The organism is Candidatus Palauibacter sp. (genome assembly GCF_965213655.1).
In the GTDB taxonomy this organism is placed as follows: Bacteria; Gemmatimonadota; Gemmatimonadetes; order Palauibacterales; family Palauibacteraceae; genus Palauibacter.
Genome location: NZ_CBDBZT010000003.1, coordinates 2920017 through 2933880 on the forward strand (window position 1 = coordinate 2920017; position 13864 = coordinate 2933880).

The 13864-nt window shown below is 68.6% G+C and carries 13 protein-coding genes; 7 read left to right on the plus strand and 6 right to left on the minus strand.

Annotation, left to right across the window (positions count from 1 at the left end):
• The first annotated feature begins 127 nt into the window (after positions 1–127).
• Positions 128–1393 carry an OmpA family protein gene (locus ACOOGH_RS15055; protein WP_420449694.1) on the plus strand — a complete coding sequence of 422 codons (1266 nt, stop codon included), beginning with the start codon at positions 128–130 and terminating at the stop codon, positions 1391–1393.
• A 17-nt stretch (positions 1394–1410) separates the two neighbouring features.
• Here ACOOGH_RS15055 and ACOOGH_RS15060 read toward each other — a convergent pair whose 3' ends face one another.
• Together ACOOGH_RS15060 and ACOOGH_RS15065 are read right to left on the minus strand one after the other, a co-directional pair.
• Positions 1411–1629, minus strand: coding sequence for a hypothetical protein (locus tag ACOOGH_RS15060; RefSeq protein ID WP_420449695.1), 219 nt, complete (start codon positions 1627–1629; stop codon positions 1411–1413).
• Positions 1630–1633: 4 nt separating this feature from the next.
• Positions 1634–2437 carry an enoyl-ACP reductase FabI gene (locus ACOOGH_RS15065; protein WP_420449696.1) on the minus strand — a complete coding sequence of 268 codons (804 nt, stop codon included), beginning with the start codon at positions 2435–2437 and terminating at the stop codon, positions 1634–1636.
• Positions 2438–3003: 566 nt separating this feature from the next.
• Between ACOOGH_RS15065 and ACOOGH_RS15070 the strand changes: the two genes are divergently transcribed.
• From ACOOGH_RS15070 to ACOOGH_RS15085, 4 genes are all read left to right on the plus strand, one after another.
• Positions 3004–3186: a hypothetical protein gene (locus ACOOGH_RS15070; RefSeq protein WP_420449697.1), complete on the plus strand. Its 183-nt coding sequence runs from the start codon at positions 3004–3006 to the stop codon at positions 3184–3186.
• Positions 3187–3422: 236 nt separating this feature from the next.
• Positions 3423–3722, plus strand: a complete 300-nt coding sequence (locus ACOOGH_RS15075) for a hypothetical protein (protein WP_420449698.1) — start codon at positions 3423–3425, stop codon at positions 3720–3722.
• A 23-nt stretch (positions 3723–3745) separates the two neighbouring features.
• Positions 3746–4057, plus strand: coding sequence for a hypothetical protein (locus ACOOGH_RS15080; RefSeq protein ID WP_420449699.1), 312 nt, complete (start codon positions 3746–3748; stop codon positions 4055–4057).
• An 88-nt stretch (positions 4058–4145) separates the two neighbouring features.
• Complete coding sequence (locus ACOOGH_RS15085) at positions 4146–5447, plus strand: hypothetical protein (RefSeq protein ID WP_420449700.1); 1302 nt, start codon at positions 4146–4148, stop codon at positions 5445–5447.
• Here the strand turns inward: ACOOGH_RS15085 and ACOOGH_RS15090 are convergent.
• Complete coding sequence (locus ACOOGH_RS15090) at positions 5346–6779, minus strand: glycosyltransferase (protein ID WP_420449701.1); 1434 nt, start codon at positions 6777–6779, stop codon at positions 5346–5348. The two genes, ACOOGH_RS15085 and ACOOGH_RS15090, sit on opposite strands and share 102 nt — an antisense overlap.
• 97 nt (positions 6780–6876) lie before the next feature.
• Positions 6877–8172 (minus strand): amidohydrolase family protein, encoded by a 1296-nt coding sequence (locus tag ACOOGH_RS15095; protein WP_420449702.1) that lies wholly within the window; start codon positions 8170–8172, stop codon positions 6877–6879.
• 175 nt (positions 8173–8347) lie between these two features.
• Here ACOOGH_RS15095 and ACOOGH_RS15100 point away from each other — a divergent pair, with 175 nt between their 5' ends.
• Together ACOOGH_RS15100 and ppk1 are read left to right on the plus strand one after the other, a co-directional pair.
• Positions 8348–9931 (plus strand): HD domain-containing protein, encoded by a 1584-nt coding sequence (locus ACOOGH_RS15100; protein WP_420449703.1) that lies wholly within the window; start codon positions 8348–8350, stop codon positions 9929–9931.
• A 104-nt stretch (positions 9932–10035) separates the two neighbouring features.
• Complete coding sequence (gene ppk1, locus ACOOGH_RS15105) at positions 10036–12402, plus strand: polyphosphate kinase 1 (protein WP_420449704.1); 2367 nt, start codon at positions 10036–10038, stop codon at positions 12400–12402.
• A 22-nt stretch (positions 12403–12424) separates the two neighbouring features.
• Here ppk1 and phoU read toward each other — a convergent pair whose 3' ends face one another.
• Positions 12425–13093: a phosphate signaling complex protein PhoU gene (phoU, locus tag ACOOGH_RS15110; RefSeq protein ID WP_420449705.1), complete on the minus strand. Its 669-nt coding sequence runs from the start codon at positions 13091–13093 to the stop codon at positions 12425–12427.
• 14 nt (positions 13094–13107) lie between these two features.
• Positions 13108–13863, minus strand: coding sequence for a phosphate ABC transporter ATP-binding protein PstB (pstB, locus tag ACOOGH_RS15115; protein WP_420449706.1), 756 nt, complete (start codon positions 13861–13863; stop codon positions 13108–13110).
• Between the last annotated feature and the right edge of the window lies 1 nt (position 13864).

Below are 13864 nucleotides of genomic sequence, written 5' to 3' on the forward strand. Positions count from 1 at the left end.
CCCGGATCCGGCCCTCGCCCAGGAAGGTGCCGGTCGGTTGCAGGCTCTCGAAGCTCGCCTCGACCAGGCGCGCGAGAACGTCATTCACCTCCTCGCGCCGTCTGCATTCGAGGAGGCTGAGGACCGGATGGAAGACGCGACCCGCCGCCTCGCGGATGGCCGGCGGGATGCCCGGTTCGAGGAGTTGCTGGGCGAAACCGAGCGCTGGCTCGAGGCGGCGGAGCGGATCGGGAGCGCGGGCCGGCCGCACGTCCTGGCGGCGCTCGCCGCCCGGGAGGAAGCCCGCACTTCCGAGGCCGAAACGCGCGCGGCCGAAGGGTGGGCGAGAGCCGAGGCTGAACTCGAAGGGGCCGGCCGCCGGTTGGAGCGCGAGGATCTCGAGGACGCTACCGCGCGAGGGGATCGTGCGACGCTGCTCTATCGGCGGGCGACCCGCTCCGCGCGGCGCGACCAGTTTCTGGGAGCCGCGATTCAGGCGCGGGCCGCCGCAATGAACGCCGGCGCGAGCGAGCTGGCCCCGAGTGCGTTCGCGGCGGGAGAGGCGCAGCTGGCGAGCGGGGAAGCGGACATCGCGGACAATGCTGCGACCGACGGGCCGGCGCGGGCCGGAGAAGCGGCGCTCGCCGCTTTCTCCCGCGCGCACCACATCGCCGCCCTGTTCGACAGCGTGCGTCGGCGCGAGGTGTCGGTAGAGCGATTGATCGACGAGCACGAGGCGGACCTGGCTCGCCTCGCCGAGGCCGCGGACGTGGAGGCCCTCCATAGCAACCCCGGCGAAACGACCGCCCGCATTGCGGGTGAGATCTCCCGCCTCCGGGCGGACAATGAGCGGCTGGGCATCGAGTTGGCGGGCGAACGAGCGCGGGCTTCCGAATTCGACACCCGCGTGGCCACGCTGGAGGCCCGCCTGTCCGAGTTCGAACGGCGCTTCACCGGAGCCCGAGACGAACTACTCGCGGTGCGCGAGCGGGAGGCGCGGCTGCGCGAAGTTCAGGGCCTGTTCACCCCTGCGGAGGGTGAAGTGCTGCTCAGCGGAGACCGGCTCGTCCTCCGTCTCTTCGGCCTCACCTTCGAGCCCTCCCGGGCCGAGATCGACGAGGCGCTGTATCCGCTGCTCACCAAGGTTCAGCGCGTCATCACGACCTTTCCGGGGGCTACCCTGCGGATCGAGGGACACACCGACTCGCAGGGAGGGACGCGCGGGAATCAGTCGTTGAGTCAGCGGCGGGCCATCGCAGTGCGCGAGCACCTGCTCGCTCGCGTGCCCATTCCGTCCTCGCGGGTCGAGGCAACCGGCCTTGGCGAGGAACGCCCGATCGCGAGTAACGAGACGGAGGACGGACGCGCGCGGAACCGCCGGATCGAGATCGTCCTCACTCTGCCGGGGAGCTGACGGCGAGCCGCGGCGCCTCAGTCTCGGAGGCGCTCGGCCTGGACGGCGGCCATCACGCCCCACACGGCTGCCCCGACCGCGAGGCCCGTCCCGATCCAGCGTCCCACCTCCGCCCAGTGCCCGGGCCGTCCCGTGCGCCAGGGTCGAGAGATCTCGCTCCGCCAGTAATCCACTTCGCCGGAGACGATCTCGCGGGCGATGTCCGCCGCCGGGCCGGCCAGTTGCCGGGGGTCCACGGCCTCAGTCCCCGGGCGGCTTGGAGCCGACGAAATCCTCGCCCCCGTCGACCCGGATCGTGTTTCCCGTCATCCACCCCGTTCCCGGCGCGGCGAGCGCGACCATGCAGCGCGCCACCTCCTCCGGGGTACCCAGCCGCCCGTGGGGGTTCTGGGCCGCCGCTTCGGTGATCATGTGCTCCGCGCCGGGGATCTTGCGGAGCGCGGGCGTGTCCGTAACGCCGGCGCGGATCGAATTGACGGTAATGCCCTTCCCCGCGAGTTCGAGCGCCAGCTGGCGGCAGTGCGATTCGAGCGCGGCCTTGGCCGCGGAGACGGCCCCGTAGGAGGGGATCACGCGGTCGCCGCCGGAGGAGGTCATGGCGAAGATCCGGCCGTCTTCGCCCATCAGGTCGCGCTCGAGCAGTCCCTGGGTCCAGTAGACCAGCGTATGCGCCATGACATCCAGCGTCATGTTCATTTGCTCGGGGCTCATCCCGGGACCGTCGTCCGGCACGAAGGGGCGCAGCGTTCCGAAAGCCAGAGAGTGCATCAGCACGCGGACGGAACCCCGGTCGGCGCTTTCGGCAATTCCGTCCAGTACCCTGTCGCGCTTCTTGGCGGAAGCCGCGTTCACGTTGAAGAACATCGCACGCCGCCCGCGAGATTCGATCGCGTCCCGGATCTCCGCGACGTGCACGAGTCCGGCCCGCCTGTCCAGGTGTACGCCGTAGATGTCATAGCCGTCTTCGGCAAACGCCAGCGCGGCGGCTTCGCCGAAACCGCTGGAAGCCCCGAGAATCAACGCGCCAGGCGCAGAATCCGTCACGCTCGTCCCCCCGTTTGCGTCCGTCCTTCCGTCCGTCGAAGCGCCATTTTCCGGCCTCTCTCCCCCTCATGGCGGTTGGAGCGCACAGCATAGCCGTCCGCTCGCCGGGTCGCACGGTCGAGCACTTCCCGACCCCCAACGGCGGAGCATCCGGCAAGCCGGCCGCGCATCCGCGGCAATCCATATTTTTTGAAAAAAATAATACCGGTGCCGCATCTCCGGATCTTCCGCGACAGCCGGTTCATCTCCGCGTGTAACGGGCATGAACGCCGCTCGTGGAGGCCACGGTTGCGCAGCGGATGCGCGATACAATCCACACACGATCGGGAGTTTTGGACGATCATTGAACAGTCACGTAACTCATTAGTATATTGCTGGTTACGATCCAGTAACATGACCACCCATTCCTTGGGGGAGTGGATCTTCGGCTTGCAGGCGCCGGAGCGTCGCTCCTATCCTCAGAGCGCGATGGGAGCTGCACGACCCCCGATTGCCGCGGACCCCCGGGGTCTGTCCCGATAAGAAGAGCGAAACCCCCAAATTTTTTTGCGAGTGTATCCCTGATTATGATGGCATCGTCCGACTGCAGCCTCGTCAACGTCGTCGTGGATCTCCCGAAGGAACTTGCCGCGGATGTGGAAGCCGTGCGGCGGCGGGATCCGGAGTTCCTCGAACGAGCCATACAATACGTTCTGGCCCGCCGGATCATCTTCGAAGAACTCAAGGCGCCCGCCTCGGGACAGCGCTGAGACAGGCCGCCGGCGAGCCTGCGGGGGCGCGGGTTCGGTGGCGAAACGCGGCGCCGGCCGCGGCCAAAGGCGTTGACGCCCGCCCCGCCCGGGGCTAAATCGCGCAGGGAGTGGTGAGTGGGGAGGTGAGGGGTTTGGCCAGCGATTGCGAGCCGAGTATAGCCGTGTCATCCGATACGGAGCGTCCAGCGCCCGGTCGGGATACCGAGAGGCGATCGGAATCCGACGAGGGGGTGTTGCGGGCGAAATACGCCGACTACTGCTCGGCGCAACTCACCGAAGTATTCCTCTCCCTGTCCGAAGAACGCATCTACGAGATCGTGGAGGAGGAAGCCCGGGCGCAGGAGTTCGGTCAGGAGCGTCTGGCGTTTCAGACCATGGTACGGCTCGCGACCAAACGGCTGCGGGATAGCGTGCCGTTGCCCGATTTCGAGACATGGTGCCGCGACTACGAAGCTGCCCCTGAAGAGTACGAGGAATACCTGATGGGCCTGTGGCGGCAGCGTTCGGACGAGGAGGCCCGGGAAACCGATTGAATCGGCGTTGAATCGGAGGGGCGATGCCTGGAGATCAGCACGACGCGGCCGACAGCACCGAAGAAGGACGCCCCCAACTGCGCATGTGGGACGAGGCGGGTCAGGAAACGGCCATCGGCAGCCTCGACGACGGGGAGCACCGCTGGACCATCCTGGTCATCGCCGAACCGGTCGCCGGCGACCTCGTGCGAGGGTGGCTCTCCTTTCGACTCGACGACCAAAGGTACGACACGGCTCCGATAATCCTGGAAGAGACCGTGGCGCGCGTCATCGAGCGGGCCGTCGATTTCCCCGAGCCCATGCTGCGACAGCTCTTCGCTGCGGCCCGGCGTTGACATCGGCCGGCGGGTCCACGCGCTGACCAAGCTGTGACCGGTTGACCTCGGGCGCCGGAGAATTCCCCGTGGAGTCGGAGATTCGCGGGTGATCTGGCTCCTGGTGGCCGTCGAGGCGGCGGCGCTGTGGGGAATGGCCTGGAGTGGATCCGGTACCCCGTGGCCTGCGATTTCGCTGTGGGCCGTGGCGTTCGCGGCCTACCTCTGCGCGGCGGCCGCCGCTGCCTCGCCGCACCGTCCTGGACCGAGCCGCCGGCACGTCTGGACGGCCGGGATCGCGCTCAGGGCCGGGGTCTTCCCTGCGGCGCCAACTCTTTCCGAGGACATCTACCGGTACATCTGGGACGGATGGGTTCAGTCCAATGGCGTGAACCCCTACGCGCATCCTCCCTCGGCGTCGGCGCTCGAAGAGCTGCGCACCGCGTGGTGGCCACTCATCAATCACGCGGATGTGCCCACCATCTATCCGCCGGGGGCCCAGGTCGTGTTCGCGCTTCTGGCCTCGGCCGGCCCCGCCTGGTGGATCTTCAAGCTGGGGTGGCTCGCGGCCGACCTGCTGGTCGCCCGACTCATCGACCGGCTCTCCTCCGGCCGGAGCGTGCTCCCGCTTCTCCTCTATCTCTGGTCTCCGCTCGTCGTCGTCGAAGTGGCCTGGAGCGGGCATATGGATCCGCTCGGCGTCGCGCCCATGCTGGGCGCCGTGGCACTGGCGGGTAGCGCCGCGGTCCCGGCGTGGCGGTCCGGCGCTCTTCTGGGGCTCGCCGGCGCGATGAAGTTCGCCCCCTTGGCCGCGCTACCGGCTCTCTTCCGCCTGCGCGGGGGCCGGGCGCTCGGCGCCGCGGTCCTCGTACCCGTCCTCCTGTACGTGCCCTACATGGGCGCGGGATCGGGCCTCTTCGACGGTCTGCGGACCTACGCGGACGTCTGGGCGTTCAACGGCGGCCTCTACCGGGTGCTCGAGCGGCTGCCGGGTCATCCGGATCTCGCGAAATGGATCGGTGCGTCGACCGTCGGGATCATCGCATTGCGTGCCGCGCTCCACCGCTGGCCACTCGAGCGGGCCCTCCTGTGGACGATCGGATCCGCCATCCTCCTCTCCCCCACACTCCACCCATGGTATCTGCTCTGGGTGCTCCCCTTCGCCTGTCTCTCGGTGAGTCGGGGATGGCTCCTGTTCAGCGGAACCGTGTTCCTCGCCTACGCCGCGAGGGATACATACCTGGCCACCGGGGTGTGGCCGGAACCCGCCTGGCTGGTCTGGCTGATCCACGGGCCGCCCCTGGCCATGCTAGCTCTGGATGGCTGGCGCGGGCGGCGTTCTCAGCGACTCGCGCGTGGTGAGCGCGTACCCCGCCGCAAAGAGGGCGGTGAAGGGCAGGACGGCGGGTGATCCGGCGAGCGCCGTGTTCACGACGGCGCCGGCGAGCGCTGCGGCGAGCGCAAGTCGCAGAAGCGCCGGCCCGCCCGAGAGCCGGGCGCGATACGCCACGATGGGCCGGAAACCACGTTTTGGCGTGCGGGCGAACGGGGTTCGCGTCCCGCGGCAGGCCCGCGCCACCGCGAACGTGAGGGGCACGCCGAGCCCCAGACCGAGCAGCATCGCTTCGAGGACGCGGCGACCGAGTCGCCGGCGCCCGCGGATCCACCCGGCGGACCCGTAGAAGAGCACGAACGGGACCGTGGCGAGAAGGACCGCGGCCACATGAACGGCGGTCGGGAGACCGAAGCCCGTCGCCGACAGCCATCCGGCCCCGGCAAGGGCCGCCGCCATCGTGAGCGTCAGCGGATGGACGATGTGTCCCGCGAGGTGAGCCGTTGCCTCGAACTTGATCGCCGCCGGCACCGGAGCGCGCCAGATCCGCGGCAGGAGCTTCCGTGCGCTCTGGATTCCACCCTGCGTCCAGCGGCTCTGCTGAATCTCCACCGCGCGCAGGCTCTCCGGTAGCTCCGCGGGCACCCGGACGTCGTCCTTGTACACGAACCGCCAGCCCGCGAGTTGGGCGCGGTAACTGAGGTCGACATCCTCGGTCAGCGTGTCGCTCTGCCAGCCCCCCGCCGCCTGCACGCACGCCTTCCGCCACATGCCGCCGGAGCCGTTGAAGTTGAAGAAGAGGCCGGCCCGGTATCGCGCTTCGTGCTCGATCGCGAAGTGCGCGTCGAGGAAGAGCGCCTGCGCTCGCGTCAGCCAGCTCGCGTCGGGCGCCAGGTGATCCCAGGCCGCCTGCACCGCTCCCACGCCGGGGTCCGCGAAGGGAGGGAGCAATGCCCGAATCAACTCCGGGGGCGGGACGAAATCCGCGTCCAGCACGAGGAGGAAGTCCCCGCGGGCAAGGGATACGCCGTGGGCGAGCGCGCCGGCCTTGTACCCTTCGCGGGATCCCCGGCGCACGTGCAGGATGTCGATCCCGCGGGCCCGCCACTCTCGCACCCGCCGCGCCGCGATCTCCACCGTCTCGTCGTCCGAGTCGTCGAGCAGCTGGACTTCCAGTCGGTCCGTCGGGTAGCGCAGGCGGCAGGCCGCATCGATGAGCCGTTCGACGACGTTCGCCTCGTTGAAGACGGGCAGTTGCACCGTGACGACCGGGAGCGCGTCCTCCCAGGCGGGCGATTCCGTCCTGGCCGGCCGACGCATGCGCAGCCAGAGCAGGCGTAGCCGATGCGCCCCGAAGGGGGCGAGCAGGGCGAGAAGCGCCAGGTACGCCAGTTGTCCGATCTCGCTCATCGCCGGTCCGCAGCCGATGTTGATGGAACAGGAGGCTTGAAGATCAGTCTACCCTCCAATCGCAGCCAGTTTCCGCGCCGTGGCTCCGGGTAGCGCGTCAGGGGACGCGCCGGGCCCCGATCTCATCCGCACGGAAGTCGAGGCGGTCGAGCGCCACGACCCCGTCGCTCATCACGAGCAGCACATCCTGATACTGGCCGATGTCGTCGAGCGGGTTGCGGTCGAGGACGAGAAGATCCGCCTCGAACCCGGCCGACACCCGGCCGGTTCGGTCGGCGATGCCCAGCAGTTCGGCGGCCACGGTGGTCGCGGCCCGGATCGCATCGAGTTCGCTCATTCCGATTCCCACGAGTTCGATCAGTTCGTGGCTCAGGCGGAGTACGCTCTCGGACCCGTAGCCCGTGTCCGTAGCGGCGACGACCGGCACCCCGAGCGCGTGGGCGGCGGCCGCCGTTTCCCGCACGCGGGGGAGCATGTGCCGACCGCGCACCTGAAGCACCGGGTCGTCGTAGTCGCCGCCCGGAAGCGTGAGATCCGAGACGACGGCGATCGTCGGCACCAGATAGGTGCCCCGCTCCCGCATGAGGCGGAGCGTTTCATCGCCGAGGTACGTCCCGTGCTCGATGCTCCGTACGCCCGCCGCGACCGCAGCCCGGCCGCCCCGGTCTCCGTGCGCGTGCGCGGCCACCGGGACGCCGCCCCCCGCCGCCTCCGCTACGAGCGCCGAGAGCTCCGCCTCCGTGAAGAAAGGTTTGCGGGGGTCTGTCTCCGGCAGGCCCGCCCGTTCGGTCGCGTTGACCTTGATGAAGTCCACGCCGCGATCGAGCATCGCGCGCACCACCCGCCCCAGCGCCTCGGGGCCGCGCACATCGCGCCCGAGGAGGTCGCTGAGACCCGGCTCGTCGAGGAAGAGTCCCTCCGCCGGCCGCGGCCGCACATGGTAGCCCGCGGCGAGGATCTCCGGACCCGCGAAGGTTCCGCGCCGGAATAGTTCCCGCAGTCCCACATCGGCGAAGAAACCCGCTCCCATGCTGCGCGCCGTCGTGACTCCCGAGAGCAGCGCCCGGCGGGCCGCCTCGAGCGTCCCGATGTGGACATGGGCGTCGATGAGGCCGGGAACGAGGAACCGGCCCCCGAGGTCGATCGCCCGCGCCGCGGCGGGTGCTTCGCCGCCCTCTTCCACGGATATGATGACCCCGTCACGCACGACGACGGTCGCGTTCTCGAGGATGTCGGAGGTTCCCGGATCGATGACCGAGGCGCCGGTGAAGGCGATCGCCCCGCTCTGGCCCGCCAGCAGCATCGGAGAGGCCAGGCACACAAGCAGGACGGCCACACAGCGGACGGACAGGCAGTGCCGTGACGCGGTCGCCCGCGAAGCGATGACAGACATTCGGAACCTCCGGGATCTTTGGCCGTGAGGTCACCAACATGCCTTCGCCCGCGGGTCGGGGACAGGCGCGCGCAGGGATCGATTCGGCTACGTTGGCTCGGAGAGGCGAGCCCGGTGCCGACACGTACGGATCCGGGCCCGGGAACCTGAACCCCCGCGAAGCGGCGCCCCGAGAATGCAGCGTCCGACGCCATCGTTGCCGCGCGAGGCCGCCGAAGGCCGGCAGCCGCTTCCGTTCCCCCTGCGTGTCGCCGCCATCGACGTGGGGTCGAACGCGTTCCGCTTCATCGCGGCTGAGTTCAGCGACCCGAACCACTACGTGGAACTCGCCTCGGAAAGGGTCCCGGTCCGCCTCGGTCACTCGGCGTTCCTCACCGGCGAACTCTCGGCTTCCGCCATCGACCGGACGGTCGAGGGGTTCCGGCGCTTCCGGGAAGAAATCGATCGGCTGGGCATCGAACATGTCCGGGCCGTCGCCACGAGCGCGGTTCGAGAGAGCCGCAACGGCTCCGATCTGGTCCGCCGCGTAGAGGAGGAAGCGGGAATCCGGCTCGACCTCATCTCGGGAACGGATGAGGCGCGGCTCGTGTGGATGTCCGTGAAGCAGCGGATCGAGTTCGGCGACGCCAAGTGGATGCTCGTGGATCTCGGCGGCGGGAGCGTCGAGGTCTCCCTGGCCGACGAGTCAGGGATCATGTGGAGCGAGTCGCACCGGATGGGATCGGTACGGCTGCTCGAGGAACTCACGGGGGCGGACGATGCCCCCGCCCACTTCGCGAATCTGCTCGCGGAGTACGCCGCCACGCTCCGCATTCCGCACGCCAGCAAGCACTGGACGCCGGTCCAGCTGATTGCCACCGGCGGGAATATCGAGGAGCTGGCCCGCCTGGCGGGGCAGGGGGCCGCCGACGGGGTTCGCCGCATCACGCGGGCGGAACTCGCGATGGCGATCGAGGAGTTCTCCCACCTTTCCTACAGCCAGCGCATGGGGCGGCTGGGCCTGCGGGAAGATCGGGCCGATGTGATCCTCCCCGCCGCGATCGTATACGACCGCGTCGCCGAACTGGCGGGAGCAGAGCGGATTCTCGTCCCGGGAGTCGGTGTGAAGGAGGGTGTGCTCTTCGACCTCGTCGATGAGCTGACCAGCGGTGATGGTTTCGAGCGACTGGAGCGGATCGTCCGCGAAGGAGCGCTCACGCTCGGGCGCAGATACCTCTTCGACGAGGATCACGGGCGACACGTAGGGGCGTTGGCCCTCTCCCTCTTCGATCAACTGACGGAGATCCACGGCCTCGAGCCGCGCGACCGGCGGATCCTGCTGGCGGGAGCGATCCTGCATGACATCGGGCAGCACATCTCCTACGCGAAACACCACAAGCACTCGCTCTACCTGATCCATCACAGCGAGATCCCGGGGATCGCACCGAACGAACTTCCTCTCGTGGCCCTGGTGGCGCGCTACCACCGGCGCGCCGAGCCGCGCCGCGGTCACTACCTTTTTCGCGACCTGAGTCCTCCCGACCGCAGTCGAGTGGAGAGGCTCGCCGCCCTACTTCGAATCGCGGACTCCCTCGACCGCGAGCATCTGCAACGCGTGCACAGCGTCGAGGCGCGAGTACACGAACACCGGCTCGAACTGCGTCTCGAACGGAGGGGACGCCTGCTTCTCGAGCAGTGGGCACTGCGCAAGAAGGGGAAGCTCTTCGCTCGCCTCTTCGGCCTCGAGCCGCACGTCACTTTCGACCTGGTCTCCGGCTGACGCCTCCAAATCGAGTCCGGATTGAGCGAGAAAGGGGGTGCGGGGCTTATAATACGGGCCCTGTGTTCACGAATGGCCGCGAAGAAGAGGGCCGGGAGAGTCGCATGTCATCCGAGTCGAACGAGACTTCGCTTCGGCCGTGGGTCCACCACGGGAGCCGTCGTGCCGGCGGGCTGTCTCCATCGGCGCCGTCCCGCTCCGCCGCCGTGACACCCTCTCCGGCGCGCGAGGCCCCGCCGGCCTCCGAGGTCGCTCCGGCTCCGTCGACCGACGCAGAGCCCACCCCCCGTCCGCGCGAACCGGAGTTCGGCCACCGCGTAGGGGGCGTCCCGCTTCTCCCGCGCGCCGCGGCTCCGAATCCCGTCCCCGAGGGCGCGAAGCCGAGTGACCCGTCGCTCTACTTCAACGCGGAACTCAGTTGGCTGGACTTCAATTGGCGCGTGCTCTACCAGGCCATGGACGAGCGGACGCCGCTGCTCGAGCGACTCCGTTTCCTCGCCATCACCGAGAACAACCTCGATGAGTTCGTGATGAAGCAGGTCGGCGGCCTCAAGCGCGTGCTCGGGGCGGGCGTGGTGAAGCCGTCGCTGGACGGGCGGGGGCCCGCCGAGCAGCTGGATCTCGTGCGAGAGGGCGTCCGCACGATGCGGACCCGACTGGCGGAGGTCTGGGAGGACGACCTGCGGCCGCGCATCGCGGGGGAGCTCGACATCGCCGTGCACGATTTCGAGGACCTGAACGAAGAGGAACGGGAGCACGTGCGCCGCGTGTTCACGGATCGCATCTATCCGGTTCTCACGCCGCTGGCCGTCGATCCGGGCCACCCGTTCCCATTCCTGTCCAACATGAGCCTCTCGCTTGCCCTGATGCTCGAGCATCCGGAACGCCGGACCCGCCACTTCGCCCGAGTGAAGATCCCGCCGGCGCTGCGCTGGGTCGAGCTCCCGCAGGACGGGCACGTGGTCCCCGTCGAGCAGGTCGTGCGGCACTTCGCGGGAGAACTCTTCCGGGGGATGAAGATCGAGAGCGCTGCGCTCTTCCGCGTCACCCGCAACGCGGACGTGGACCGGGACGAAGAGGTGGCGGACGACCTCCTGCAGATGATCTCGGAAGAGCTTCGCGAGCGGCGTTTCGCGCGCGTCGTTCGTCTGGAGGTCGAGCCGGGCATGCCGGACGAGGTGCGGCAGTTCCTCCTTCGCCAACTGAAGCTGGATGACGAAGACCTGTACGAGATCCCCGGCCTGCTCGAGATGTCGGGTTTCTGGCAGCTCGCCGCCGAGGGCCCGTGGGAGCACCGTCACGAACCCTGGGAGCCGATGATCCCGCCGCGCCTGATCCGCGAGGGCGAGACGGAGGACCGACCCGACATCTTCACGGTGATTCGGGCGGGCGATCTCATGGTGCACCACCCGTACGAGTCCTTCACCGCGACGGTGCAGCAGTTCATCGAGGAGGCCGCCGCGGATCCGGCGGTCGTGGCCATCAAGCAGACGCTCTACCGGACGGCGGAGCACTCGAGGATCATCGCGGCGCTGGTGCGGGCGGCCGAGGCGGGCAAGGCGGTCGCCGTGCTCGTGGAGGTCACGGCCCGCTTCGACGAAGCCGACAACATGGAATGGGCGTCCGTGCTGGAGGAGGCGGGCGTCAACGTCACCTACGGTCTCGTCGGGCTCAAGACACACGCCAAGGTCGCGCTCGTCGTCCGCGAGGAAGGGGACGAGATCCGCACCTACTGCCACATCGGCACCGGCAACTACAACTCGGAGACCGCGCAGATCTACGCGGACCTCGGAATCCTCACGGCGCGTCCGGAAATCGGCCGCGACGCGGTAAACCTGTTCCACTACCTGACCGGGTACGCCCCCGACCAGGAATACGAGGAACTGATCGTCGCTCCCCGCGATCTGCGCAGCGCTCTCGTCTCCAGGATCGAGCGCGAGATCTCACACGTCGAGGCCGGCCGGAAGGGGCGCATGATCATGAAGATGAACGGGCTCGACGATCCGAAGGTGATTCGCGCCCTGTACGCCGCGTCCGCCGCCGGCGTGAGGATCGACCTGATCATCCGCGGCCAGTGCCGGCTCCGCCCCGGGATCGCCGGCTTCAGCGAGAACATCCGGGTGCGCAGCATCGTCGGACGATTCCTTGAGCACGACCGCATCTTCTGGTGGGAGAACGACGGGAGTCCCGAGGTCTGGATCGGGAGCGCCGACTGGCGCCGCCGGAACCTCGACGACCGGGTCGAAGTGCTGCTGCCCGTCCGCGACAAACGGATCAGGAAACGCCTTCGCAAGACGCTGCGTTTCGCGCTCCGGGACAACCAGAGGGCCTGGGAATTGCTGCCGACCGGGGAGTACGTGCTGTGCGAGCCCGCGCCCGGCGAGCGCGCCATCGACTATCAGGCCCGGCTGTTGAAGGCGGTGCGGAAACGCCGGCGCAAGGTCGACGACCACTGGAGCGCCTCACGCTGACGCGGACCTCTGCCGCCGGCCGCTAGGCCGGATCCGCCGTGCCCTCCTGGTGCCGGATCGTGATGCCCTGGACCATGTAGACGACATCCTCGCCGATGTTCGTCGCGAGGTCGCCGATCCGCTCGAGATTGCGCCCGATGAGAATGACCTGCAGGCACGCCGACAGGTTGTAGTCCGGCATATGCGTGATCATCACGCGGGACAGTGAATCCTGGAGCTGGTCCAGTCGGTCGTCGCGGGCGATCACGGAGCGGGCGTCGTCCGCGTTGCGTTGTACGAACGCGTCGAGCGCATCGCGCAGCATCGCGCGCGCCATGCGGCTCATCTCGTCCAGTTCGGGCGGGATGGGAACTTTCTTTTCGGCCCTCGCCAACCGCTCGGCCGCCTCGGCGATGTTCACCGCGTGGTCGCCGATCCGCTCGAGGTCGTTGTTGATCTTGAGGACCGTCACCAGGACGCGCAGGTCGCTCGCCACCGGATGATGGAGCGCGAGGATCTCCACCGTGGACTCCTCGACCTCGACCTCGACCCGGTCGATGGCGTCGTCCGCTTCCCGGATCGCGTCCGCGTCCACGACGGGTTGGCCCACGAGCGCCACCGCCCGCTGCACCAGTTGTTCGATGTCGTGCGCCATCCGGTGCAGCATCCGCGTGACGTCGGCCACCCGATCGTCGAATTGCCTGAAGGACATCGGTGGCGGCCCTTCTAGCCCCGCCGGCCCGTGATGTAGGCTTCGGTCCGCTCGTCCTCGGGATTGGTGAACAAGCGCTGCGTCTCCTTGTACTCGACCAGTTCGCCCATGTAGAGGAAGGCCGTGTCGTCGCTGATGCGCGCGGCCTGCTGCATGTTATGCGTCACGATCACGATCGTGTAGTCTCCGCGCAGATCTCCGATGAGGTCCTCCACGCGGCCGGTCGCGATCGGGTCGAGCGCGCTCGCCGGCTCGTCCATGAGGAGAACTTCCGGTTCCACGGCCAGTGCCCTCGCGATGCAGAGTCGCTGCTGCTGTCCGGCCGAGAGCCCGAGGGCGTCCGCGTCGAGCCGGTGGCTTACTTCGTCCCAGAGCGCGGCCGCGCGGAGCGACGCCTCCACCCGATCGCCGATGTCGTCCTGGAACCCGTTGATCCGCAGGCCGAACGCGATGTTCTCGAAGATCGACTTCGGAAACAGGTTCGGCTTCTGGAAGACCATCCCGATGGCGCGCCGGACATCGGCCGCCTCGATGCCGGGTGCGTAGAGATCCTGCCCGCGGAACAGGACCCGGCCGGTGACGCGGGCCGTCGGCACGAGGTCGTTCATGCGGTTGAAGCAACGCAGGAGCGTGCTCTTGCCGCAACCGGAGGGTCCAATGAAGGCGACCACCCGCTCTTTCGGTATCGTGAGCGAGATGTCCTCGATCACCCGCGTCTCGCCGTAGCGAACGCCAAGCCCGACGGTCTCGAGGACCGCATCCGATGCCACG